This is a genomic window from Polymorphospora rubra, from assembly GCF_018324255.1.
GTDB classification, from domain to species: domain Bacteria; phylum Actinomycetota; class Actinomycetes; order Mycobacteriales; family Micromonosporaceae; genus Polymorphospora; species Polymorphospora rubra.
Genome location: NZ_AP023359.1, coordinates 7,724,538 through 7,748,385 on the forward strand (window position 1 = coordinate 7,724,538; position 23,848 = coordinate 7,748,385).

Annotated in this window: 16 protein-coding genes and 3 pseudogenes; 10 read left to right on the plus strand and 9 right to left on the minus strand. The window is 73.0% G+C overall.

Annotation, left to right across the window (positions count from 1 at the left end; all coding sequences use genetic code 11):
- Positions 1-130: 130 nt before the first annotated feature.
- Positions 131-1,255 carry a baeRF2 domain-containing protein gene (locus Prubr_RS33910; RefSeq protein WP_212819474.1) on the minus strand — a complete coding sequence of 375 codons (1,125 nt, stop codon included), beginning with the start codon at positions 1,253-1,255 and terminating at the stop codon, positions 131-133.
- Between the two features lie 212 nt (positions 1,256-1,467).
- Between Prubr_RS33910 and Prubr_RS33915 the strand changes: the two genes are divergently transcribed.
- Positions 1,468-2,016: a hypothetical protein gene (locus Prubr_RS33915; RefSeq protein ID WP_212819476.1), complete on the plus strand. Its 549-nt coding sequence runs from the start codon at positions 1,468-1,470 to the stop codon at positions 2,014-2,016.
- 47 nt (positions 2,017-2,063) lie between these two features.
- Here the strand turns inward: Prubr_RS33915 and Prubr_RS33920 are convergent, their stop codons facing one another.
- Positions 2,064-2,405, minus strand: coding sequence for a DUF3817 domain-containing protein (locus Prubr_RS33920; protein ID WP_212819478.1), 342 nt, complete (start codon positions 2,403-2,405; stop codon positions 2,064-2,066).
- A 250-nt stretch (positions 2,406-2,655) separates the two neighbouring features.
- On the opposite strand from Prubr_RS33920, the gene Prubr_RS33925 reads away from it, so the two are divergent.
- A complete protein-coding gene (locus Prubr_RS33925) occupies positions 2,656-3,798 on the plus strand; it encodes a DMT family transporter (RefSeq protein WP_212819480.1) in 1,143 nt (380 codons plus the stop codon).
- Positions 3,799-3,840: 42 nt separating this feature from the next.
- Here the strand turns inward: Prubr_RS33925 and treZ are convergent, their stop codons facing one another.
- From treZ to glgX, 3 genes are read right to left on the minus strand one after another with little or no spacing between them, the layout of a single operon-like run.
- The gene (treZ, locus tag Prubr_RS33930; RefSeq protein ID WP_212819483.1) at positions 3,841-5,580 is read right to left on the minus strand and encodes a malto-oligosyltrehalose trehalohydrolase; all 1,740 of its coding nucleotides are present in this window, start codon (positions 5,578-5,580) and stop codon (positions 3,841-3,843) included.
- Complete coding sequence (gene treY / locus Prubr_RS33935; RefSeq protein WP_212819485.1) at positions 5,577-7,937, minus strand: malto-oligosyltrehalose synthase; 2,361 nt, start codon at positions 7,935-7,937, stop codon at positions 5,577-5,579. Before treY ends, treZ begins: the two co-directional genes overlap by 4 nt.
- 1 nt (position 7,938) lies before the next feature.
- Positions 7,939-10,056: a glycogen debranching protein GlgX gene (gene glgX, locus Prubr_RS33940; protein ID WP_212819487.1), complete on the minus strand. Its 2,118-nt coding sequence runs from the start codon at positions 10,054-10,056 to the stop codon at positions 7,939-7,941.
- Between the two features lie 394 nt (positions 10,057-10,450).
- Here glgX and Prubr_RS33945 point away from each other — a divergent pair, with 394 nt between their 5' ends.
- From Prubr_RS33945 to Prubr_RS33955, 3 genes and pseudogenes are all read left to right on the plus strand, one after another.
- A complete protein-coding gene (locus Prubr_RS33945; RefSeq protein ID WP_425518077.1) occupies positions 10,451-11,875 on the plus strand; it encodes a glycosyltransferase family 4 protein in 1,425 nt (474 codons plus the stop codon).
- 122 nt (positions 11,876-11,997) lie between these two features.
- A pseudogene (glgB, locus tag Prubr_RS33950) lies at positions 11,998-13,866 on the plus strand (1,4-alpha-glucan branching protein GlgB); the annotation flags it as partial.
- Positions 13,867-14,405: 539 nt separating this feature from the next.
- On the plus strand, positions 14,406-14,591 hold the full coding sequence (locus Prubr_RS33955; RefSeq protein WP_212819492.1) for a hypothetical protein: 186 nt from the start codon (positions 14,406-14,408) through the stop codon (positions 14,589-14,591).
- Positions 14,592-14,680: 89 nt separating this feature from the next.
- Here Prubr_RS33955 and Prubr_RS33960 read toward each other — a convergent pair whose 3' ends face one another.
- On the minus strand, positions 14,681-15,964 hold the full coding sequence (locus Prubr_RS33960) for a citrate synthase (RefSeq protein ID WP_212819494.1): 1,284 nt from the start codon (positions 15,962-15,964) through the stop codon (positions 14,681-14,683).
- A gap of 212 nt (positions 15,965-16,176) precedes the next feature.
- Here Prubr_RS33960 and Prubr_RS33965 point away from each other — a divergent pair, with 212 nt between their 5' ends.
- On the plus strand, positions 16,177-16,575 hold the full coding sequence (locus Prubr_RS33965; RefSeq protein ID WP_212819496.1) for a VOC family protein: 399 nt from the start codon (positions 16,177-16,179) through the stop codon (positions 16,573-16,575).
- A gap of 63 nt (positions 16,576-16,638) precedes the next feature.
- Here Prubr_RS33965 and Prubr_RS33970 read toward each other — a convergent pair whose 3' ends face one another.
- Both Prubr_RS33970 and Prubr_RS33975 read right to left on the minus strand, forming a co-directional pair.
- Entirely contained in the window at positions 16,639-17,343 is a 705-nt protein-coding gene (locus tag Prubr_RS33970) for a helix-turn-helix transcriptional regulator (protein WP_212819498.1), read from the minus strand.
- A gap of 7 nt (positions 17,344-17,350) precedes the next feature.
- Positions 17,351-17,560, minus strand: coding sequence for a glycine zipper domain-containing protein (locus Prubr_RS33975; RefSeq protein ID WP_212828978.1), 210 nt, complete (start codon positions 17,558-17,560; stop codon positions 17,351-17,353).
- A gap of 29 nt (positions 17,561-17,589) precedes the next feature.
- On the opposite strand from Prubr_RS33975, the pseudogene Prubr_RS33980 reads away from it, so the two are divergent.
- Positions 17,590-18,077: pseudogene (locus tag Prubr_RS33980) on the plus strand (ATP-binding cassette domain-containing protein).
- A gap of 70 nt (positions 18,078-18,147) precedes the next feature.
- Here Prubr_RS33980 and Prubr_RS33985 read toward each other — a convergent pair.
- Positions 18,148-19,041 (minus strand): arginase family protein, encoded by an 894-nt coding sequence (locus tag Prubr_RS33985; protein WP_212819500.1) that lies wholly within the window; start codon positions 19,039-19,041, stop codon positions 18,148-18,150.
- Positions 19,042-19,269: 228 nt separating this feature from the next.
- Between Prubr_RS33985 and Prubr_RS33990 the strand changes: the two genes are divergently transcribed.
- The 3 genes and pseudogenes from Prubr_RS33990 to Prubr_RS34000 all read left to right on the plus strand — a co-directional run bounded on the left by Prubr_RS33990 (position 19,270) and on the right by Prubr_RS34000 (position 23,780).
- Positions 19,270-20,025, plus strand: coding sequence for a response regulator transcription factor (locus Prubr_RS33990; protein ID WP_212828863.1), 756 nt, complete (start codon positions 19,270-19,272; stop codon positions 20,023-20,025).
- 51 nt (positions 20,026-20,076) lie between these two features.
- The gene (locus Prubr_RS33995) at positions 20,077-21,510 is read left to right on the plus strand and encodes a sensor histidine kinase (RefSeq protein ID WP_246569112.1); all 1,434 of its coding nucleotides are present in this window, start codon (positions 20,077-20,079) and stop codon (positions 21,508-21,510) included.
- 87 nt (positions 21,511-21,597) lie between these two features.
- A pseudogene (locus Prubr_RS34000) lies at positions 21,598-23,780 on the plus strand (ArnT family glycosyltransferase).
- Positions 23,781-23,848 lie beyond the last annotated feature (68 nt).

The following is a 23,848-nucleotide window of genomic DNA, read 5'->3' on the forward strand; positions in this document are numbered from 1 at the left end:
CGCTTTCGTCGCGGCGCGGCTTCCCACCGGACCGGACTTCAAACGTTCCGGGTCCGGTTCGGCACGTTCCGGCACTCGCGGTGCACGCCGGCGGCGGGTGGGCCGGCGGGCGGGTGGGCCGGCGCCGTCGTCAGGGCCGCTGGTAGGCGGTCGAGGTGCTGGCGTCGAGGTAGCGCAGCACGGCGCCGAGCCCCTCGTCGAGGGGTGCCTCGTCGGGGTCGACCAGCACCAGGTCGGCGTCGGTGCCGGCGAGGGCGCGCAGCAGGGCCGCGTCGGCGCGCACCTCGACGGGGTCGGCGACGGCCATCTGCCGGAGCCGGTCGGCTTCGGTGGCGATGTGGGTCGGTTCGGGGCCGATCCACAGCCGGGCGGTCGACGACGGGTCGTCGACCAGCAGCAGGGTGTCGACCTGGGCCCGCTGGAGGGCGTCGACGACGGCGGGCAGGCCGGTGACGGCCTCCTGCTGTACGCCGTACCGGTCGAGGGCGTCGGTGGTGTGCCGTTCGGCGATGTCGGCGACGGCCTGGATGGTGATGTCGTCGAGGTGGCCGCGTTCGCCGCCGGGTGCGCGGGAGCCGATGTCGGTCTCCACGACGCGTTCGCGCCAGTAGGCCGGGAGCTGGTCGACGAGCATCCGGCGGGCCTGCGAATCCCCGCCGACGACGACGACCTCGGCGCCGACGGTGCCGGCCAGTTCGGCGGTGGCGGCGGCGCTGTCGCCGGCGTTGCGCTTCCAGACGGTGGCCGCCTCGCGCTGGAACCGGGACTGGGCCCAGCCACCGGGTTTGACCCTGCGGATGGGGTAGCTCTCGCTACCGCGGATCTGGGCCCGACGGGCCAGCGCGCCGCTGTGTACGCCGTCGATGCTGGCGCCGGTGCGGTCGGCGATCACCCGTAGCCAGGCGACCTCCTCGCCGCGGCCGGCGACGGCGGGCATGGCGTGCGGCAGCGGCGCGTACGCGGCGACGTCGACGCGCGGCGGGGCGGGCAGGTACTGCACGAGGGTGACCTCGCCGTCGGCGGCGAACGCCGCGATGCCGTACGAGCCGCTCCGGGGCGAATGTCCGAGTACCGCGCGTTCGAGGGCGCGGACGGTGTCGGCCGGGGCTCCGGCGGCCTCGAGTTGCTCGCGTTGGCCGCGCCAGCGCAGTTCGAAGCTGATCGCGCCGTCCTCGGTGTCACGGGAGGCGTCCAGGTAGACCGACGCCCACGGCCCGGGGCGGGCGTAGATCGGTTGCAGGAAGGACAGGTCCATGGTCAACCCCTCTCCGGCTTCGCCGGCGGCATACCCGCGACAGGTGCCCTTGTCACCGGAACATGAGGGGAATTCACTCATTCCATTCATCCGCAGCAATCGATACAATCCGTAAGGGATCGCGGACGCTGGGTATTGCCTGGTGGGGTCGCTGATTCGGAACTGGTCGCCGACCGGACGCCACGACCGGTCGCAGGCTCGGGGGGCGCGGGATGGACAGGGAACTCTTTCCCGAACGTGTGGTGCACCCCCGCGCCCGGATCGTCACCGGCCGGGTCAGCCGGCTCAATCCCGGCTACGCCCGAGAGATCAAGGTCGGCCAGCCGGTACTGATGGCCGTCCTCGCCGCCGCCGGCGTCGCCCAGATGACGGCTCTGCTGGTCAAGTCGGTGCTCCAGGCCGGCACCGGCCGGGCCAGCACCCGGCGCCGCTGGAAGCAACTGCGCAAGGGGCCGGAGTTCCTGGTCACGCCGCTACGGATGCGGGACGGCGACGGCGTCCTGCACGAGATCGAGATCCACGGCCACCTGCCGCAGAGCGCCCTGGAGCCCGCCGACCACATCCAGGTGACCGTACGCCGGCAGAAGGACAGCGACCTGCCGCCCCGGGTGGAACGGATCGTCAACCTCACCACCGGCCAGCTCCTGACCCCACGGATCCCGACCGTCTGGTCGCACCTCGGGCCGGCGCTGGTGCTCCAGGCCATCCTCGGGCTGCTGCTGGTCGGCGGGGTCGCCGCCTGCACCATCACCATCGGCTGACCCGGGACCACGCCGGGCCGGACCGGACAGCCCCGGACCGGGCCTGGTCAGCCCGCGGCGGCGGCCGCTGCGGGCTCGGGTTCGGGTTCGACGCGAAGCATCCCGCGCCGCTGCGCCCACCGCTCGAACACCAGCGTGGCGAACGGCGGAACGGCGCACGCCAGCGCCACGAGCGTGGCCAGCCAACTCCACCGGTTCAGCCGCGCGACCACCAGCACCAGCACGACGTAGACCATGAACAGGCCGCCGTGGATCGGGCCGAAGATCTGCACGCCGAGTTCGTTCTGCGGCGGGCCGTACTTGACCGCCATCCCGGCGAGCAGGGCCAGCCAGGAGATCGCCTCGGCGATCGCCGCGACCACGAACAGCGTCATCGCCGTACGGCGCATGGGTCCTCCCGAAGTCGTCGACCCGGAATCCTAGGCGGCCGCCCGCGCCGGGCGGCAGCCGCTCGGCACCGGCGAGAGCCCGGTCACCCAGGAACCGCTCAGCCTGACGTGGAACCGCTCAGCCTGAGGTAGGAGACGCCGCGACGGCGTACGACAGCCGGCGTACGCCGACAGCCACCGGGCGGTGGACGCGGACGACCCGACCAGGGGGAATCATTGGTTCCATGATCCGCCTCCAGGCCAGCCGACCGTGACCATCGCGCCGGCGCCCGGCGACCTGCCGACACCCGGCGGACCACTGTCCGCCGCCCCGCTGCCCGTCGGCGACCTGCCGGAAGGGGCCCTGCTCATCTCGATCGCGCTGGCCGTGGCGTCGGCGGGCGCGTACGCGCTGGGCGCCGTGCTCCAGCAGCGGCTGGCCGCCGGCCCGGCGCCGCTGCTGCGGCTGATGACCCGGCGGGGCTGGTGGTATTCGGTGGCGCTCAACGGGACCGGCGGCCTGCTGCACGTCGGTGCCCTCGCCTACGGCCCGCTGTCGGTGGTCCAGCCGCTGGGCGTACTCACCCTGGTCCTGGCCCTGCCGATCGGCGCGTTCCTGGTCGGCCGGCGGGTCGCGGCCACGCACTGGCGGGGCGCGCTGGCGACGGTGGCCGGCCTGGTCGTCCTGCTGCTGCTGATCGCCCCGGCGAGCGGCGGCGGGTCGCTCGGCACCGGCGGGGCGTGGACGGTGGTGGCGGTCGCCACGGCGTCGGTCGTCGCGCTGTGCGTCCTCGCCGGCGGCACCGCCCGGCCGGCGGTCCGCGCCGTGCTGTACGCGACCGCGTCCGGGGTGTCGTTCGCGGTCGCGTCGGCGCTGACCCAGACCGTCACCCGGCGGTTCACCGAGGACGGCCCCGCCGGGCTGCTGTCACCGCTGTCGGTGGCGCTGGCCGCGATGGCGACCGCCGGCCTGCTGCTGTCGCAGATCGCGTACCGCGGGTCCGGGCTGGGCGCGCCGCTGGCCGTGGTCACCCTGTCCAACCCGGTCGCGTCGGCGGTGATCGGGGTGACCATGCTCGGCGAAGGCTCCGTCGCCGGCATGGCCGGTGCCATGGTCGCGTTGGCCGCGGCGGCGCTGGCCGCCCACGGCGTGGTGCTGCTGTCGCGCCCCGACCCGGCTCCGGTGGCCTTACCTTCCGACCCGGCTCCGGCGGCGTCACCGTTCGACCCGGCTACGGCGGCCTTACCGTCCGACCCGGCTCCGGCGGCCTTACCGTCCGATCCGGTCCCGGCCGCCGCCGGCGGATCCGCCCGCCCGGGCGGTGTCACCGGCCCGGCAACGATCGTCGCCCCGGTCGCGGCCGGCCCGGTCGCCGCCGAGCCGGTGGAGGCGGCCGGTCCGGCGGGCGGCTGACCGGCACGGCCGGCGGCACGGCCGGAAGGAACCGGCGGCGGTTCAGGAGGCGGCGACGACCACCGCCGACTCCGGCGGCAGTTCGACCACGTCGCGCATGACCGTGACACCGGTACGGCTGGCCAGCAGCACCGACCGCACCAGGCCGGGCAGGGTGATCCGCCGGGCGCGCGGCGCCAGGTTCGCGGCGACCACCGTACGGCCGCGCCGCACCACGATGAACTGGTCGCCGTGGCGTACCTCGACCCGGTCCAGCCGGGGGTCGGTCAGGTCGGGCCGGCCCTTGCGCAACGCGATCAGCCGGCGGTGGAAGTCGTACAGTTCGCGGTGTTCGGGCTTGTCGAGTTCGGCCCAGTCCAGCCGGGACCGGGCGAACGTGCCCGGGTCCTGCGGGTCCGGCACGTCGCCCTCGGGCCAGCCGTGCGCGGCGAACTCGCGGCGCCGGCCGTCGGCGACCGCGGCGGCCAGTTCCGGCTCCGGATGGCTGGTGAAGAACTGCCAGGGGGTGGTGGCGCCCCACTCCTCCCCCATGAACAGCATCGGGGTGAACGGGGCGGTCATCAGCAGCGTCGCGCCGACCCGCAGCAGGTGCGGCGACAGGGTCGCCGAGATCCGGTCGCCGGCGGCCCGGTTGCCGATCTGGTCGTGGTTCTGCAGGTAGGCGACGAACCGGTGGCCGGCGGTGCGGCCGCGGTCGACCGGTCGGCCGTGTACCCGGCCGCGGAAGCTGGACCAGGTGCCGGCGTGGAAGAACGCGCCGGTGAGCACGTCGGACAGGCACTGCAGCGAGCCGAAGTCGCCGTAGTAGCCCTGCCGCTCGCCGGTCAGCAGGCTGTGCAGGGCGTGGTGCGCGTCGTCGTTCCACTGGGCGTGCAGGCCGTGGCCGCCGGCCTCGCGCGGGGTGATCAGCTTCGGGTCGTTGAGGTCGGACTCGGCGATCAGCGACAGCGGCCGGCCGACGTGCGTCGACAGCGCCTCGACCTCGGCGGCGAGTTCCTCGAGCAGGTGCACGGCGCCGTGGTCGCTCAGTGCGTGCACGGCGTCCAGGCGCAGCCCGTCGACGTGGTAGTCGCGCAGCCACATCAGCACGCTGTCGACGATGTAGCGGCGTACCTCGCCGGAGTGCGGGCCGTCGAGGTTGACCGTACGTCCCCAGGTGTTGCCGCCGTTCTCGGCCAGGTACGGACCGAACATCGGCGCGTACGCCCCGGAGGGCCCGAAATGGTTGTAGACGACGTCGAGGACCACCCCCAGGCCCCGCCGGTGGCAGGCGTCGACGAAGCGTTTGAGCCCGTCCGGGCCGCCGTACGTCTCCTGCGGGGCGAACCAGCAGACGCCGTCGTATCCCCAGTTGTGGTCGCCGTTGAAGGCGTTGACCGGCAGCAGCTCGACCAGGTCGACGCCGAGTTCGACGAGGTGGTCGAGGCGCTCGATCGCCGCGTCGAAGGTGCCGTCCGGGGTGAACGTGCCGATGTGCAGCTCGTACAGGACGCTGCCGGGCAGTTGCCGGCCGGTCCAGCCCCGGTCGCCCCACTCGTGGGCGGTGTGGTCGTAGACCCGGCTCGGCCCGTGCACGCCGGCCGGCTGCCAGGCCGAGCGGGGGTCGGGCAGGGCCTGCCCGGTGTCGTCGAGGAGGTAGGCGTAGTCGGTGCCGGGCCCGGCCCCGGGTACGTCGAGCGTCCACCAGCCACCGTCACCGGCAGTGAGGTCGCGGTCGGGTTCTCCGGTGATCCGCAGGCGCACCCGGGACGCGTCCGGCGCCCACACTCTGAAAACGGTCATGGCCTCACCAGTGGACGAGCAGGGGTTTCGGCGGGCGTGAGCAGGGCGACGGGATACCGGTCGAGCAGTTCGGCAACGGCTATCCGAGTCTCACTGTAGACCCGTCCTGTGAACGTATCGACAACGGACCGTGATGAGGGAAGGAATGTGGCATTCCATCCGCCGCGGCGGGTCAGGCCGTACGGCAGCCGGGTGGCGACGGCGACCGCGCCGCCCCGGTCGTACGCGACGAGGTGTCCGGCCGCCGGCCCCTGCGCGGTGACCGGGCGGTAGCCGGTGAACAGCTCCGGCCGGTCCCGGCGCAGCCGCAGCGTACGGGCGACGACCAGCAGTTTCGCGGCGCCGGTGTCGTCTACGTCGGGCTGCCGGCCGGCGTCGACGCGGGCGAGCAGGGCACGGCGCGCCGCGAAGTCGACCGGACGCCGGTTGTCGGGGTCGACGAGGCTGTTCTGCCACAGCTCGGTGCCCTGGTAGACGTCGGGTACGCCGGGCATCGTGAGCTGCACGAGCTTCTGGCCCAGCGCGTTCGACCATCCGGCGGGGCTGATCGTCGCGACGAGGTCGGCCACGTCGTCACGCAGCTCCGGGTCGTCGTAGATCCGGTCGACGACGGCGTGCAGGGTCCGTTCGAAGTCGGCGTCGGGGCTGGTCCAGGTCGTCGAGGTGGCCGCCTCGCGGGCGGCCTTCTCGACGTACGCGTGCAGCCGGTCGCGTTCGATCGGCCAGGCGCCGACGACGGTCTGCCACAGCAGATGGGCGAAGGCGGGGTCGGGCAGCGGCGCGGCGGCGGCCCACCGGTCGACGGCGGCGGCCCAGGTCCCGGGGATCTCGGCGAGGACGGCGAGCCGGGCCCGGACGTCCTCGCCGCGTTTGGTGTCGTGGGTGGAGAGCGTGGTCATGCCGAGCGGGAAGCGGTCCTGCCGGCGGGCGGCGGCGGTGTGGAAGTCGGCGACGGTGCCGCCGAAGCGGGCCGGGTCGCCGCCGACCTCGTTCAGGGCGACGAACCGGGTCCACCGGTAGTAGGCGGTGTCCTCGACACCCTTGGCCATGACGGCGCCGGAGAACTGCGGGAACCGGGCGGCGAGTTCGTCGCCGGGGTCGCGCAGCCGGGCGGTCAGCGCGTCGAGGGTGGCGGCGAGGTCGGGCCGGCGGCGGCCGGCCTCGGCACGGGCGACGGCGAGGTGCCGCAGCCCGTCCGGCGGATACGACCGGTAGACGGGGTAGTTGGCGGCGAGTTCGGCGAGCGCCGGTGCGGCGTCGGGCAGGTCGGGGGCGAGCCTGGCCAGCCGGCCGAGTTCGGCGGCGAGCAGCCGGGTCGCGGCGGCCAGCCGGGTGGCGTGGGTCAGTTCCGGCCACGACGTGGCCCGCCCGGTCAGCCGGGTGTCCAGGGTGGTGAACGGTGTCTCGCCGGTCGGGTCGACGAACAGGTCGGTCACCTCGGCGAGCGCGTCGTAGCCGGTGGTGCCGTCGACCGGCCAGCGTGGCAGTTCCTCGCCCGGTTCGAGGATCTTCTCGACGAGCAGCCAGGCGTGCGGGGCGGCGGCGCGCAGCCGGGCGAGGTAGCCGGCCGGGTCGCGCAGCCCGTCGGGGTGGTCGACGCGGATCCCGTCGACGTCGCCGGCCGCGACCCAGCGCAGGATCTCGGCGTGGGTGGCGTCGAAGACGGCCGGGTCCTCGACCCGCAGCCCGGCCAGTTCGGACACGGCGAAGAACCGCCGGTACGTCAGTTCGGCGTCGCCGCGCCGCCAGGAGACCAGCTCGTAGTGCTGCCGGTCGTGGACCTGCCGGGCGGCGCCCGGGCGGTCGGCGTCGCCGTCGGGGCCGGTGCCGTCGGCGATCGGGAAGCGGTGTTCGTGGTACCGCAACTCCCCGTCGACGATCTTGAGGTCGTCGAGGGCGTCGGGCTGGTCGGCGAGCACCGGGACCAGCAGCCGGCCGCGGGACCAGTCGATGTCGAACCAGTCGGCGTACGCCGATCCGCGGCCGGCCCGCAGCACGTCCCACCAGGCCGGGTTGGCCACCGGTACGGCGACGCCGGCGTGGTTGGGGACGATGTCGACGAGCAGCCGCAGGCCGTGGTCGCGCAGCGCGGCGGCAAGGTGACGGCGGCCGGCCTCCCCGCCGATCTCCGGGCCGACCCCCCGGTGGTCGACGACGTCGTAGCAGTGGGCGGAGCCGGGGGCGGCGGTCAGCAGCGGTGACGTGTAGAGGTGGCTGACGCCGAGGTCGGCGAGGTAGCCGGCGAGGGCGGCGGTCTCGACGAGGTCGAGGCCGGGCCGCACCTGCACCCGGTACGTCGCCGTCGGCGGCCCGCCCGGCGCGGTGCCGGTGCCGGGCCGGGGGTCGTCGGCGGCCATGTCAGATGGCCCGGTCCAGCACGACGAGGCAGCGGTCGGGTACGACGATGGTGCCGCCGGCCTCGACCACCTTCGGTTCGGCCGGGTCCGGTTCGGCGGTGGTGATCACCCGTTCCCACTTCTGGCCGTAGTCGCCGCCGGGTACGACGAAGTCCAGCGGGGCGTCGTGGGCGTTGAACAGCAGCAGGAAGGAGCTGTCGACGTGGCGCTGGCCGTACGGGCCGCGTTCCTTGATCCCCTCGCCGTTGACGAAGAGCATGACGGCGCGCCCGAAGTCGTTGCCCCAGTCCTCGCCGGTCATCTCGCGTCCGCCGGGGGTGAACCAGGCCAGGTCGGGCAGGGGCGCCCCGGCGCTGCGGGTCTTCACCGGCAGGCCGGTGAAGAAGCGGCGGCGCCGGAAGACCTGGTGCCGGGCCCGGAACGCGGTCAGCTCGCGGGTGAACGCCATCAGCTGCTCGTCGACGTTCTCCCAGTCGATCCAGGCCAGCTCGCTGTCCTGGCAGTAGGCGTTGTTGTTGCCGTGCTGGGTGCGGCCGAGTTCGTCGCCGTGTCCGATCATCGGCACGCCCTGCGACAGCATGAGGGTGGCCAGGAAGTTGCGCCGCTGCCGGGCCCGTAGCGCGAGCACGCCGGGATCGTCGGTGGGGCCCTCGACCCCGCAGTTCCACGACCGGTTGTGGCTCTCGCCGTCGCGGTTGTCCTCGCCGTTGGCCTGGTTGTGCTTCTCGTTGTAGGACACCAGGTCGGCCAGGGTGAACCCGTCGTGGCAGGTGACGAAGTTGATGCTGGCCACCGGGCGGCGCCCGTCGTCCTGGTAGAGGTCGGCGGAACCGGAGATCCGGGAGGCGAACTCCGCCAGCGTGTTCGGTTCGCCGCGCCAGAAGTCGCGTACGGTGTCGCGGTACTTGCCGTTCCACTCGGTCCACACCGGCGGGAAGTTGCCGACCTGGTAGCCGCCGGGGCCGATGTCCCACGGTTCGGCGATCAGCTTGACCTGGCTGATCACCGGGTCCTGCTGGATGACCTCGAAGAACGTCGACAGCCGGTCGACGTCGTAGAACTCGCGGGCGAGGGTGGCCGCCAGGTCGAACCGGAACCCGTCGACGTGCATCTCCTGCACCCAGTACCGCAGCGAGTCCATGATCAGTTGCAGGGAGCTCGGGCTGCGTACGTTGAGGCTGTTGCCGGTGCCGGTGTAGTCGACGTAGTGCTCCGGCGACTCCTCGGAGAGCCGGTAGTAGGAGCGGTTGTCGACGCCCTTGAAGCCGAGCGTCGGGCCGAGGTGGTTGCCCTCGGCGGTGTGGTTGTAGACGACGTCGAGGATGACCTCGATCCCGGCGGCGTGCAGCGCCCGGACCATGCCCCGGAACTCCTGCACCTGCTGGCCGACGTTACCCAGGGCGGAATAGCCGTGGTACGGGGCGAAGAAGCTGACCGTGTTGTAGCCCCAGTAGTTGCGCATGCCCAGGTCGGCCAGGCGGTGGTCGTGGACGAACTGGTGCACCGGCATCAGCTCGATCGCGGTCACGCCGAGCTGGGTCAGGTGTCTGATCATGTCGGGGTGGGCGATGCCCGCGTAGGTGCCGCGCAGCTCCGGCGGGATGCCGGGATGGCGCATGGTCAGCCCGCGGACGTGGGCCTCGTAGATCACCGAGCGGTGGTACGGGATCTTCGGCAACCGGTCGTTGCCCCAGTCGAAGTACGGGTTCACCACGACCGACTTCGGCACGTACGGCGCCGAGTCGGCCTGCGACATCCGGCCGGGGTCGTCCAGCTCGTAGCCGTAGACCGCCGGGTGCCAGTGGACGTCGCCGTCGACCGCCTTGGCGTACGGGTCGATCAGCAGCTTGTTCGGGTTGCACCGCAGCCCCTGCCCGGGGTCGTACGGGCCGTGGATCCGGTAGCCGTACCGCTGTCCGGGCTGCACGCCGGGCAGGTAGGCGTGCCAGACGTACGCGTCGACCTCGTACAGCTTGACCCGGCGCTCGTTACCCAGTCCCCACTCGTCGAACAGGCACAGCTCGACCGAGTCGGCGACCTCGGAGAAGATCGCGAAGTTGGTGCCGGTGCCGTCGTACGTGGCGCCCAACGGATACCGCTGACCCGGCCAGACCTGCATGGTGCTCCTTGTTTACGTGGGGTCGCCAAGCGCTATTTACGCGGGGTCGCCAAGCGCGCCGGTGACGCAGGCCACCGACGCGCGGGAGGACATATGCCCAGTCGACGGTAGCCTCAATCCAGCCGTTCGACCGATTGCGACAGGCCGACGATTGCACAATGACAATCGATCGGGTGTCATCGGTCACCATCCGGGCGTTTCGGGATGCGAATCGCTGCGGAGTGCCGTTTCCTTGTAGCGGGAACGAGCGACGCACCGCGGCGGCGCCGGCCCCACCCCGGCCGTTCGGCCACCCTTCCACCGCACACCTGGCCTGTTCGGCCGCCCTCTAACCCTGCACGCGCCGTCAGTGGTGCCGGCGTACACACGCGCCAATTTATGGATGGAGATCGATGTGACGACCCTGCGGGTCGGCGCCGACAACGCCCCGGTCACGACGGACGGCCAGTGCCGCCCGAACCTCACCTCCCGCACGCACCACGCCGCCCCCGCCACCGGTCTGCCGACCGCGGGTGGGATGGCTCCCGACAGCCGCCGCCGCATCCTGATGCTGTCCTGGGAATACCCGCCGGTACTCGTCGGCGGGCTGGGTCGTCACGTGCACGCGCTCTCCGTGGCCCTGGCCGCCGCCGGCCACGAGGTCACCGTCGTCACCCGGCACGCCGAGGGCGCGCCGCTGGAGGAGTACGCCGACGGTGTCCGCATCGTCCGGGCCCCCGAGGACCCGGTGACCTTCCCGCTGGCCACCTCCCACCTGTTGGCCTGGACCATGGCGTTCAACCACACCCTGACCCGGGCCGCCCTGCGCGCCAGCGAGTCCGGCGAGTACGACGTCATCCACGCCCACGACTGGCTGGTGGCGCACACCGCCGTCAGCCTCTCCGAGCACCTCGACCTGCCGCTGGTCACCACCATCCACGCCACCGAGGCGGGCCGGCACCAGGGCTGGCTGCCCGAGGAGATGAACCGGTCCATCCACTCGATGGAGTGGTGGCTGTCGCAGGAGTCCGACCGCGTCATCGTCTGCTCCGGCTACATGCGCGACGAGGTCACCAGCCTGTTCGACGTACCGGCCGGGCGGGTCGACGTCGTCCCCAACGGCGTCGAGACACACCGCTGGCAGGTCCCGGCCAGCGCCGTCACCGCGGCCCGCCAGCGCTTCGCCGGCGACGGCCCGCTGGTCACCTTCGCCGGCCGGCTGGTCTACGAGAAGGGCGTCCAGCACCTGATCGCCGGCCTGCCCAAGCTGAAGGAACAGCACCCCGGCCTGCGCGTCGTCATCGCCGGCGACGGGCCCTACCGGCAGGAGCTGGAGAACGACATCGACCGCCTCGGGCTGCGCGACACGGTCAGCTTCCCCGGCTTCCTCGGCGGGGTCGAACTGCCCGCGATGATGGCCGCCTCGGACTGCTTCGCGGTGCCCAGCATCTACGAGCCGTTCGGCATGGTCGCGCTGGAGGGCGCCGCCGCCGGCGTACCGCTGGCCGTCGCCGCCACCGGCGGGCTCGCCGAGATCATCGAGCCCGGCGTCAACGGCATGACCTTCGCCCCCAAGGACCCGCACGGGCTGGCCGACGCGGTCAGCTCCCTGCTCTCCGACGGCGACCGGGCCCGCCGGCTCGCCCGGGAGGCCCGCACCATGGTCCACGACCGGTACGGCTGGTCGTCGATCGCCCACCGCACCGCCGCCACGTACTCCGCCGCCATCGCCCACGCCCCGGCGTTCGCCGCCGAGCAGGCCGAGGCCCGGATGGCGCAGGGCCGCCCCCAGCTCAAGATCCGCGAGGGCAACCTGCTCGCGTCGGTCGGCGGCCGATGACCGACCTGTTCGACGTGACCCGGCCCGCCACGGCGTACCCCGCCGCGGCGGGCCGGCCCGCGAATACCGCATCGGGGACCGACGTGCCGCACGCGACACCGGCCCCAGTGGCCAATACTGTTCCGATGATCGGCGAACTCGACCTGTACCTGTTCGCGCAGGGACGCCACGAACGACTCTGGCAGATGCTCGGCGCCCACCCCGGCGACGGCGGCACCCGCTTCTCGGTATGGGCGCCGAACGCCCGCGAGGTACGGGTCGTCGGCGACGCCACCGGCTGGGGCCCGTACGACGGCGCGGTGATGGAACGCGTCGGCGACAGCGGCGTCTGGTCGGTCTTCGTCCCCGGCGCCGAACCCGGCCAGCGCTACAAGCTGCGGGTACACGGCGCCGACGGGCAGTGGGTCGACCGCGCCGACCCGATGGCCCGGGCCACCGAACGCCCCCCGTTCAACTCGTCGGTCGTCACGACGTCGCGGTACGAGTGGGGCGACGCCGACTGGCTCGCCGAACGCCGGGTCGCCGCCAACCACCACGCCCGGCCGATGTCGGTCTACGAGGTGCACCTCGGCTCCTGGCGCCCCGGCCTCGACTACCGCGAACTCGCCGACCAGCTGACCGCGTACGTCACCGACCTCGGCTTCACCCACGTCGAGCTGATGCCGGTCATGGAACACCCGTACGGGGGCTCCTGGGGCTACCAGGTCACCGGCTACTACGCGCCGACCGCCCGCTTCGGCTCCCCCGACGACTTCCGCTACCTCGTCGACCGGCTGCACGGGGCCGGCATCGGCGTGCTGCTCGACTGGGTGCCGGCCCACTTCCCCCGCGACTCGTGGGCGCTGGCCCGCTTCGACGGCACCCCGCTGTACGAGCACCCCGACCCGCGCCGCGGCGAACACCCCGACTGGGGCAGCCTCGTGTTCGACTACGGCCGGCCCGAGGTCCGCAACTTCCTGATCGCCAACGCGCTGTACTGGCTGGAGGAGTTCCACATCGACGGCCTGCGGGTCGACGCCGTCGCCTCCATGCTCTACCTCGACTACTCCCGCGGGTACGGCCAGTGGCTGCCCAACGCCGAGGGCGGCAACGCGCACACCGAGGCGATCACCCTGCTGCGCGACCTCAACTCCACCGTCTACCGGCTGCACCCCGGCGTCGTCATGATCGCCGAGGAGTCCACCGCCTGGCCCAAGGTCTCCCGCCCCGTCGACTGGGACGGCCTCGGCTTCGGCCTGAAGTGGAACATGGGCTGGATGCACGACACCCTGCACTACCTGTCGCGCGACCCGCTCTACCGCTCCTACCACCACGGCGAACTGACCTTCCCCGGCATCTACGCCTTCGACGAGCAGTTCCTGCTCCCGATCAGCCACGACGAGGTCGTACACGGCAAGGGCTCGCTGACCGCGAAGTTCCCCGGCGACCGCTGGCAGCGGCTCGCCGGCCTGCGCGGCTTCCTCGGCTACATGTGGTCGTTTCCTGGCAAGCAACTGCTGTTCATGGGCAGCGAACTCGCCGACGAGCGGGAGTGGAGCGAGCACCGCGGACTCGACTGGGGCCTGCTCACCGACCCCGGCGCCCGCGGCGTCAGCGACCTGCTGCGCGACCTCAACCGGATCTACCGCGACGGCCCCGAACTCTGGTCGCAGGACACCGTCCCGGCCGGCTTCCGGCTGATCGCCGGCGACGACGCCACCAACAGCGTGCTCAGCTACCTGCGGTACGGCGCCGACGGCTCGGTGCTCGCCTGCGTGGTCAACTTCTCCGGGGTGCCGCGCAACGACTACCGGCTCGGGTTGCCGGTCGAGGGTCGCTGGGACGAGGTCCTCAACACCGACGCGAGCCCGTACGGCGGCTCCGGGGTCGGCAACTTCGGCGCGGTCGACGCCGACGGGCCGGCCATGCACGGCCTGCGCACGTCGGCGACGATCCAACTCGGCCCGTACGCCGCTGTCTGGCTCCGCCCGTCGACGACCGGCACGGAGTGACCACCTCCCGGTGACCGCCGGACGGCGCCGGCCCTCGCGGCCGGCGCCGGGTCGGTCCCGCTCCGCGGTGCTCCATGCCCCGCCCGTACGTTTCCCGGCCCGCCGCGTGCCCTCGGCCCGGCGCGCGTGCCCGCCCGGCGCGCGCGCCCTCGCCGCGTGCCCCCGGCCCGGCGCGTCGGCCCGCCGCGCGCGTGTGCCCTGCCCGCGAGCGTTGATCAAGGGGAAATCGGGGGCAGCGCGGGGTGATTTGGTCGATACATCCCCTCGATCGACGGGAAGGAGCGCTCCCAAGCCCGCGCACACGGCCGCCACCCGCGCCTGCCGTCCGCTGCCCACGCCTGCCGCCCGCCACCCGCGCCTGCCGTCCGCTGCCCGCGCCTGTCGCCCGCCGCCTGTCGCCCGGATCGGCACCCGCTGAACGCCGACGAAGCGCCCATCCGCGGCGACCCGGTCTCAGGGGCGCGATCTAGAACGTTTGTGGTCGCCCTGGCAGCAACAGACGTTCTAGATCCACGGTCCCAGCCGATCAAGGAGAAGTCGTGGGCCGCACCGGACGTTTCGCCGGATACATCCCCTTGATCGACGAGGAAGGCCACCCCGAGCTCGGCGGCCGCACACGACCGGCGCCCGCACACACGACCGACGCCCGCACACGACCGCCGCCCGCGCTGATCAAGGAGGAATCGTGGGTCGCGCGAGGCGACCTGTCCGATACATCCCCTTGATCGGCGCGGGCGGCGGGACGTGCGTGCCGGGTCGGGCTGACCGCCGGGTCAGCCCGTGGTGGCCAGCCGTGGCGGTCAGCCCGTGGCGGTCAGCGCTTCTCGATCGGGACGAACTCGCGTTCCGGCGAACCGACGTAGAGCTGACGCGGGCGACCGATCTTGGTCTCCGGGTCGTTGATCATCTCCCGCCACTGCGCGATCCAGCCGGGGAGCCGGCCGAGCGCGAACAGCACGGTGAACATCTTCGTCGGGAAACCCATCGCCTTGTAGATCAGGCCGGTGTAGAAGTCGACGTTCGGGTAGAGCTTGCGGGACACGAAGAAGTCGTCGGCGAGCGCGATCTCCTCCAGCTTCATCGCGATGTCCAGCAGCGGGTCCGGCTTCGCCATCCGGGACAGCACGTCCTGCGCGGCCTGCTTCACGATCGCGGCCCGCGGGTCGTAGTTCTTGTAGACCCGGTGCCCGAAGCCCATGAGCTTGACGCCCTGCTCCTTGGCCTTGACCCGGCGTACGAACGACGCCGCGTCGCCGCCGTCGGCCTGGATGGCGCCGAGCATCTGCAGCACGGCCTCGTTCGCGCCGCCGTGCAGCGGTCCGGACAGGGCGTGCACCCCGGCCGAGACGGAGGCGAACAGGTTCGCCTGACCGGAGCCGACCAGCCGGACGGTCGACGTCGAGCAGTTCTGCTCGTGGTCGGCGTGCAGCACCAACAGCGTGTCGAGGACCTTGGCGAAGGCCGGGTCGACGTCGTACGACGCGGCCGGCACGCCGAACGTCATCCGCAGGAAGTTGTCGACGTAGCTGCGCGTGTTGTCCGGGTAGAGCAGCGGCTGGCCGATCGACGTCTTGTAGGCGTACGAGGCGATGGTCGGCACCTTCGCCATCAGCCGTACCGTGGAGATCTCGACCTGGTCGGAGTCGAACGGGTCGAGGCTGTCCTGGTAGAAGGTCGACAGCGCGGAGACCGCCGACGACAGCACCGGCATCGGGTGCGCGTCGCGCGGGAAGCCGTCGAAGAACCGCTTGAAGTCCTCGTGCAGCATCGTGTGCAGCTGGACCTTCTCGGTGAAGGCCGCGAGCTGGTCGGTGGTCGGCAGCTCGCCGTAGATCAGAAGGTACGACGTCTCCAGGAACGACGCCTTGCCGGCCAGCTCGTCGATCGGGTAGCCCCGGTAACGCAAAATCCCGGCGTCGCCGTCAATGTATGTGATCTTCGACGAACAGGCGGCCGTGTTGACGAAGCCGGGGTCGTATGTGACGTGCCCCGTCTCCGCCAGGAGTTTACCGACGCCGATCCCCGCGGGACCTTCGACGGCCGGGTTCACCGGCATCGAAAGCTGTCCGCCAGGGTGTTCGAGCTTGACATCTGTCATGTGGTCCCTCGCTTCGCCGGCAGATCTTCGTTGAAAGCCCATGTTTACGGTAAACGCGCGTGACGGAAACCCGACAGCGATGGTTTGCGGGTGAGGTCTGCGTCACGCATGTTGCGAGCCGGTTCCGAAATCGGGTACCCGGGCAGGTCACGCGGCACACCGGTCCGATTCCTTCAAGACCGACCAGCCGAACGGCCGATAGCGTGGCCCGCATGGCAGCCAAATTCGACTTTATCGGACTTCTCGTCGCAGACATGGGCCGATCGCTGGCCTTCTACCGGCGCCTCGGGCTCGACATCCCCGCCGCGGCCGACACCGAGCCGCACGTCGAGGTCATCCTCGACGGCGGCTTCCGCCTCGCCTGGGACACCGAGGAGGTGGCCCGCCAGATCGACCCCGACTTCACCCCGCCACCGGCCAGGGCGGGCCGGATCAGCCTGGCCTTCCGCTGCGACAGCCCCGCCGACGTCGACCGGGTCCACGCCGACCTGACCGCCGCCGGCCACGAGAGCCACCGGGAGCCGTGGGACGCCTTCTGGGGCCAGCGGTACGCGGTCGTCTACGACCCGGACGGCAACTCCGTCGACCTCTACGCCGCGCTGGTGGGCTGACCCGACCGCCGCCCGGGCCGGGACCACCGCAACCGCGGCCGGATCACGCACCCGCGGCCGGGATCACCGCACCGGCGGCCGGGGTCGCAGCACGCCGAGCGGCACCCCGGCCAGCGCCCTGACCTCCCGGGACAGGTGCGCCTGGTCTGCGTACCCGCTGGTCGCGGCGACCTCGGCCGCCGGCCGGCCGGCGTCGACCAGCGCCAGCGCCCGCTGCATCCGCAGGATCCGGGCCAGCGTCTTCGGGCCGTACCCGAACAGGGTCCGGCTGCGGCGGTGCAGGAGCCGCTCGCCGAGGCCGACCGCGGCGGCGGTCGCGGCCACCGACTCGCCGGCCCGCAGCCGGGCGGCGACCTCGCCGGCGACCGGGTCCGCGCCCGGCCCGGCCCGCAGCCGGTCCAGCGCCGCCGCCTCCAGGACCCGACCCGGGTACGGCGAACGGGCCGCGAGCCCGGCCAGCCGGCGGACGTCCGCGGCCGGCCACAGGTCGGACAGCGGCACCCGGCGGTCGCGTAGTTCGTGGGCGGGCAGGCCGAACACGGCCGGCCCGGTGCCGGGCGGGAACCGCAATCCGATCGTGGTCTCGCCGTCGCGCCGGGTCGCGAGGTGCGCGACGGTGTCGGGGCCGGCGACCAGCAGCCCGCCACGGTCGGACCAGATCAGGTCCATGCAGCCGTCCGGCAGTACCCGCACGTCGTGGTCGGGACCGGAGCCGGTGCCGCGCCAGCGGACCGTGCCGGGGACGGCGGAGGCCTGTTCGCCGTACACGGTGTTCTCAGGGCCGGTCGGGATCGGTGGCGCCCTGGTCGGCGTCGGTGCCACCGTCCCGGCCGCCGCCGGCGCCGACGGCGACCCCGAACGCCGCGCCGAGGGCGACGCCTATCCCCAGCCCGATCGCCAGGTTGTCCATGGCGAAGCCGATCATGGCGCCCATCACGATGCCGAACACCATTCCGGTGGCGAGCGAACCGCCCTTGCCTTCCACGAGCCCTCCCTGGTCCGGTTGAGGACATCATTCCCTGCCACGCCCGCCACCGAACCGCAGGTCGGCGCTGTGGATCTACACACTTCGGCGACAGCGTTCCGGTCAAGTCCTTCACCGTCATCGTCGGCCCCAACGCCTGCGGCAAGTCCACGCTGCTCCGCGCCCTGTCCCGGATGCTGCGCCCCGCGCCGGCGGCGTCCACCTCGACGGCCGGCTCATCACCTCGTACCCGTCCAGAGAGGTCGCCCGCCGCCTCGGCCTGCTCCCCCAGACCTCCATCGCCCCAGACGGCATCACTGTCGCCGACCTCGTCGGCCGCGGCCGCTTCCCGCACCAGAACCTGCTGCGGCAGTGGTCCCGCGAAGACGAACGCGTCGTCGGCGAATCGATGGCCACCACCGGCGTCGCCGACCTCGTCGGCGAGGTCTTCGGCCTGCCCTGCCGCGTCATCCCCGACCCGGAGACCGGCAGCCCGATCGTCGTACCCGCGGCCCGCCGCCGCCTCGCCACGGCCTGAACACCGTCCACACCGCCGCCCCGTCGCGCGTCGCCACCGCCCCGCTCCTCGAGCCTGATCCGACGCGCGGTCAGACCCGGTCGGGCAGAGCCGACAGCCCTTGGCGTAGACACTCGGCCAGCCGTACGGCGATTCGTCCGTCGGGGTCGAGGCGGGGGTTGAAGATGGTCACGTCGAGACCGACCGCTAGACCGCTCGACATCGCCGTCCGCAGTAAGGTCCCCAGCTCGGCCCAGGTCAACCCGTCAGGCAGGCGGTAGTCGACGGCGGGCATGACGGCGTCGTCGAGGACGTCGACGTCGAGATGGACCCAGTAGCCGGAGCCGGGACCGGCACGAAGCCAGTCGACGGCCTGCCGCGCCGTCATCGCCGCGCCGGCTTCGCGTACACCCCCGAGATCGATCGTGCGCAGCGCCGGCGGCAGCGGCTGCATCCCGGCCCGCGCCGACTCCGCGCTGTCACGGAAGCCGAGGGCCACGACGTCCTCGTCGCGCACCAGTGGCCCGCGACCCTCGATGTCACTGAGCACCCGTGGCCCACGGCCCGTCGCGAGCGCGAGATCCATCGAGGCCGCCTCGCCGGTCGGCTCGGCGGCCGGCTGGTAGAAGTCGGTGTGCCCGTCCACGAAGAGCAGGCCGTGGCGCCCCCGGCGGCGCAGGGCGAGCAGGTTGCCGAGCAGGATGGTGCAGTCACCGCCGAGGACCACGGGGAAGTGACCGCGGGCGATGGCCGCGCCGACCACGTCGGCCAGCGCGACGCTGTACCGCGCGATCCCGCCGCCGTTGAGAATCCCCGTTTCGGGATCCCGCCCCGGGTCGTACGCCGGCGCCTCGACCCGGCCGCCCGGCACCGCCCCTGGAAGGTCCCGCAGACCGGCGTCGAGCAGCGCCGCCGGCAGGTCCGCCACGCCACCGGGCCGCAGCCCCAACACCGAGGGCGCCTCGATGATCGCCAGCTCCGGCACCGTCGACCCCCTCCCACGGGACGCACAGACCCGCCCGCGCACCTGACCTGAACGCTAACGGGGAACTCCGTGGCCGGGCCGGTCTTCCACCGAACACCCGACCGTGCCGAGGAGAGGTACTCAGGCGCACCAGCACGGATACGACATTCGGCGGTCCGCACAGGTGGTACACAGAAATCACCCAGTGCCGGCACAGCGGGCGCGGCCAGGATGAGGGACATGGTGACCATGGATGCCCGATCGGCCGGTGCCGCCCGATCCACCAAGCACGTCGAGTTGCGGCGCCCGGACGGCAACCCCGTTCGGGTGCTGGTCGTCGACGACGAGCCGACGTTGGCCGACCTGCTGTCGATGGCGCTGCGCTACGAGGGCTGGGAGGTGCGCAGTGCACCGGACGGCATGGCGGCGCTGCGGACGGCGAAGCAGTTCGAGCCGGACGCGGTCGTCCTCGACGTGATGTTGCCGGACCTGGACGGGTTCGAGGTGTTGCGGCGGCTGCGGGGGCAGGCGCCGTCGGTGCCGGTGCTGTTCCTGACGGCGAAGGACGCGGTCGAGGACCGGGTGGCGGGGTTGACGGTCGGGGGCGACGACTACGTGACCAAGCCGTTCAGCCTGGAGGAGGTCGTGGCGCGGCTGCGGGCGTTGATGCGCCGCTCGGGGGTGGGCGTGACGGCCCGGGACGAGGCGGTGCTGGTCGTCGGCGACCTGAGCATGGACGAGGACAGCCACGAGGTACGCCGCTCCGGGGACCTGATCACGCTGACGGCGACGGAGTTCGAGCTGCTGCGCTATCTGATGCGTAATCCGCGCCGGGTGTTGAGCAAGGCGCAGATCCTGGACCGGGTGTGGAGCTACGACTTCGGTGGTCAGGCCAACGTCGTCGAGCTCTACATCTCGTACCTGCGGAAGAAGATCGACGCGGGCCGCCAGCCGATGATCCACACGCTGCGCGGCGCCGGGTATGTCCTCAAGCCCGCCGGCTGACCGTCCGGCCGGGGCCGGGCGTCGGCGGTCGGCCGGTGGGGGTGGCGGCCGCTGGCGGGGTGGTCGCTGCGGGCGAAGCTCCTGGCCGCCGTCATCGGGCTGCTCGCCGCCGTCTGTCTGGGCGTCGGGATGGTGACCACGGTCGCGTTGCGGCACACCCTGGTCGACCAGGTCGACCGGCAGTTGGCGGCCACCGAGCGGCGGGGCGGGATGCCGCCGCCGCCCCGTGACCTGCGCCCGGTCTTCGACGTGCGCCGGCAGCTCGTCGGCCAGCCACCGGGCACGCTCGCCGCGGTCGTCCAGGACGGCGAGGTGCTGGTGGCGGGCGTACGTGACATCGACAGCACCAGCGGTGTGTCGGACGTGCCGGCGGACGCCCTGCCGGCGCTGGCGGCGCTGCCTTCCGACGGTGCGCCGCAGAGCCGCGACCTGGGCGCGCTCGGCAGCTACCGGCTGCTGGCGCGGGAGCTGCCGAACGGTGGCGTGATGGTGACCGGGCTACCGCTGTCGGGCGTCGAGGACACCCTGCTGGGGATGGTGGCGGCGGAGGCCGCGATCGCCGGGGTCGGGCTGCTGCTGGCCGGGGGTGCCGGGGTGCTGATCATCGGGCGGGCGTTGCGGCCGCTGCGCCGGGTCGCGGCGACCGCCGGCCGGGTCGCCGAGTTGCCGCTCGACCGGGGCGAGGTGGCGTTGTCGGTCCGGGTGCCGGCGGCCGACACCGATCCACGGACCGAGGTCGGTCAGGTCGGGGCGGCACTCAACCGGATGCTGGGGCACGTCGGCGCGGCGCTCGCCGCCCGGCAGGCCAGCGAGACCCGGGTACGTCAGTTCGTCGCCGACGCCAGCCACGAGCTGCGTACGCCGCTGGCGGCGATCCGCGGCTACGCCGAGGTGACGCGGCGGGGCCGCGACACGGTGCCGCCGGACGTGGCGCACGCGCTGCGCCGGGTCGAGTCGGAGAGTCTGCGGATGACGGCGCTCGTCGACGACCTGCTGCTGCTGGCCCGGCTCGACACCGGCCGGCCGCTGGCGAGCGGGCCGGTCGACCTGTCGGCGCTGGTCGTCGACGCGGTCAGTGACGCGCACGTGGCCGGTCCGGATCACCGGTGGAACCTGGAGCTGCCCGAGGAGGCGGTGACCGTGCCCGGTGACCGGGCGCGGCTGCACCAGGTGTTGGCGAACCTGCTGGCGAACGCGCGTACGCACACTCCGGCCGGGACGACGGTGACGGTGTCGCTGGCGGCGGATCCGGCCGGTGGTGCGGTGGTGACGGTGGCCGACGACGGGCCGGGCGTTCCGGCGGAGCTGCAGCCGGAGGTGTTCGAGCGGTTCGCGCGCGGCGACACGTCGCGGTCGCGGGCGGCGGGCAGCACCGGGCTCGGGCTGGCGATCGTGGCGGCGGTGGTGGAGGCGCACGCCGGGCAGGTGACGGTCGAGAGCCGGCCGGGGCGGACGGTCTTCACCGTACGGCTGCCGGCCGGCTGAGCGGTCCACCGCCCGCGCCGGCGGTCCACAGCCCACGCACAGGTCGTTCATCGGATCGGCCTAGCCGGACCGTCGAGTGTCGACCGCATGAGTCGACCTGACATGTTGCTGGGTGCCCCGCCGGTCGTGACGGTGGCCGACCCCACTGTTCCCGTACCCGAGGGTGGGTCCGGTCGGGCGCCGCGCTGGGTGCGTCCCACGCTGGTCGCCCTGCTGCTCGGCACCGCCGTCCTGTATCTGTGGGGGTTGTCGGCGTCGGGGTGGGCGAACTCGTTCTATTCGGCGGCGGCGCAGGCCGGTTCGCAGAGCTGGAAGGCGTGGTTCTTCGGTTCGTCGGACGCCGGGAACGCGATCACCGTCGACAAGCCGCCGGCGTCGCTGTGGGTGATGGCGGTGTCGGTACGCGTCTTCGGGCTCAGCTCGTGGTCGATCCTGGTGCCGCAGGCGCTGATGGGCGTCGCCTCGGTCGGGGTGCTGTTCGCGGCGGTCCGCCGCTGGTACGGCCCGGCGGCCGGGCTGGTGGCCGGGGCGGTGCTGGCGGTCACCCCGGTCGCGACGCTGATGTTCCGGTTCAACAACCCGGACGCGCTGCTGGTGCTGTTGATGGTCCTCGGGGCGTACGCGACGGTGCGGGCGGTGGAGGTCGCGTCGACCCGGTGGCTGGTGCTGGCCGGGGTGTTCGTCGGATTCGCGTTCCTGACCAAGATGTTGCAGGCGTTCCTGGTGGTGCCGGCGTTCGCGGTGGCGTACCTGGTGGCGGCGCCGGCCGGGCTCGGCCGCCGGATCCGGCAACTGCTGCTCGCCGGGGTGGCGGTGGTCGTCTCGGCCGGCTGGTGGATCGCGGTCGTGGAGCTGGTGCCGGAGCGGCTGCGGCCGTACGTCGGCGGGTCGCAGACGAACAGCGTCCTGGAGCTGGCGTTGGGATACAACGGGCTGGGCCGGATCACCGGTGAGCAGGTCGGCAGTGTCGGCGGCGGGGGCGGCAACGGTGGCGGCTGGGGGCAGACCGGCTGGCTGCGGATCTTCGGCGCGGACCTGGGTGGTCAGGTCGCGTGGCTGGTGCCGGCGGCGCTGGTCCTGCTGGTGGCCGGGCTCGCGGTGGCGGGCCGGGCGGCGCGGACCGACCGGGGCCGGGCGGGTTTCCTGCTCTGGGGCGGCTGGCTGCTGGTGACCGGGCTGGTCTTCAGCCTCATGCAGGGGATCTTCCACGCGTACTACGCGGTGGCGCTGGCGCCGGCCGTCGCCGCGCTGGTCGGCATGGGTGGGGCGGTGCTGTGGCGGCTGCGGGACCGGCCGGTCGCCCGCCTGGTGCTGGCCGGCACGGTGGCGGTGACGGCGTGGTGGTCGTGGACGCTGCTCGGCCGCAGCCCGGACTGGTATCCGTGGCTGCGTACCGGCGTGCTGGTGGCCGGGCTGGCCGGGGCGGTGCTGCTGGTCGCGGCCCGGCTGCGGCCGGTACGTCCGCTGCGGCTCGGCGTGGTGGGGCTGGTCGTCGGGGCGGTGGCGGCGTTCGCGGGTCCGGCGGCGTACGCGGTGCAGACCGCGGCGACGTCGCACACCGGCGCGATCCCGTCGGCCGGCCCGAACGTGACGGGTGCCGGGTTCGGTGGGCCGGGCGGTCACCCGGACGGGGCCGGCGGCCCGCCGGGCGCCGGTCGTGCCCGTGGCGGCTTCCCGGGCGGCACGGCACCGGGTGGTACGCCTCCCGGCGCGACGGCTCAGGATGGGACCGCCCCCGGCGGGACGGCACCGGGTGGCATGCCCCGGGTGGCATGGCACCGGGTGGCATGGCACCGGGTGGTGCCGCTCCGGGCGGTTGGACTCCGGGCGCCGCGCCCGGCGGATGGGGGCCGGGCGACGGGTCCACGGGGCGGACCGGCCCCGGTGGCGGCATGGGTGGGCTGCTGGACGCCCGTACGCCCGACGCCGAACTCGTCGCCCTGCTGACGGCGGACGCCGCCGACCACACCTGGGTCGGCGCGACCGTCGGCTCCAACAACGCCGCCGGCTACCAGCTCGCCACCGAGCTGCCGGTGATGGCGATCGGCGGCTTCAACGGCAGCGACCCGGCGCCGACCCTGGCCCGGTTCCAGGAGTACGTCCGGGCCGGCGAGATCCACTACTTCCTCGGCGGTGGCGGCTTCCGCGCCAACGGTGGCAGTCAGGCCGCCCAGGAGATCGCCGCCTGGGTCGCCGAGAACTTCACCGCCCGCACCGTCGGCGGCACCACGGTGTACGACCTGACCGAGCCGGCCGGGGGTGCCCGGTGACGAAGTATCCCACGACCGGGGCCGGCGCCGGCGGGGCCGGACGGCCGGACGGGGCACCGGCCACCGCC

Excerpts from the sequence above, each read along its gene's own strand:
- Prubr_RS33910 (WP_212819474.1), bottom strand. The coding sequence starts at position 1,255 with ATGGACCTGTCCTTCCTGCAACCGATCTACGCCCGCCCCGGGCCGTGG.
- Prubr_RS33915 (WP_212819476.1), top strand. The coding sequence starts at position 1,468 with ATGGACAGGGAACTCTTTCCCGAACGTGTGGTGCACCCCCGCGCCCGG.
- Prubr_RS33920 (WP_212819478.1), bottom strand. The coding sequence starts at position 2,405 with ATGCGCCGTACGGCGATGACGCTGTTCGTGGTCGCGGCGATCGCCGAG.
- treZ (WP_212819483.1), bottom strand. The coding sequence starts at position 5,580 with ATGACCGTTTTCAGAGTGTGGGCGCCGGACGCGTCCCGGGTGCGCCTG.
- treY (WP_212819485.1), bottom strand. The coding sequence starts at position 7,937 with ATGGCCGCCGACGACCCCCGGCCCGGCACCGGCACCGCGCCGGGCGGG.
- glgX (WP_212819487.1), bottom strand. The coding sequence starts at position 10,056 with ATGCAGGTCTGGCCGGGTCAGCGGTATCCGTTGGGCGCCACGTACGAC.
- Prubr_RS33960 (WP_212819494.1), bottom strand. The coding sequence starts at position 15,964 with ATGACAGATGTCAAGCTCGAACACCCTGGCGGACAGCTTTCGATGCCG.
- Prubr_RS33965 (WP_212819496.1), top strand. The coding sequence starts at position 16,177 with ATGGCAGCCAAATTCGACTTTATCGGACTTCTCGTCGCAGACATGGGC.
- Prubr_RS33990 (WP_212828863.1), top strand. The coding sequence starts at position 19,270 with ATGGATGCCCGATCGGCCGGTGCCGCCCGATCCACCAAGCACGTCGAG.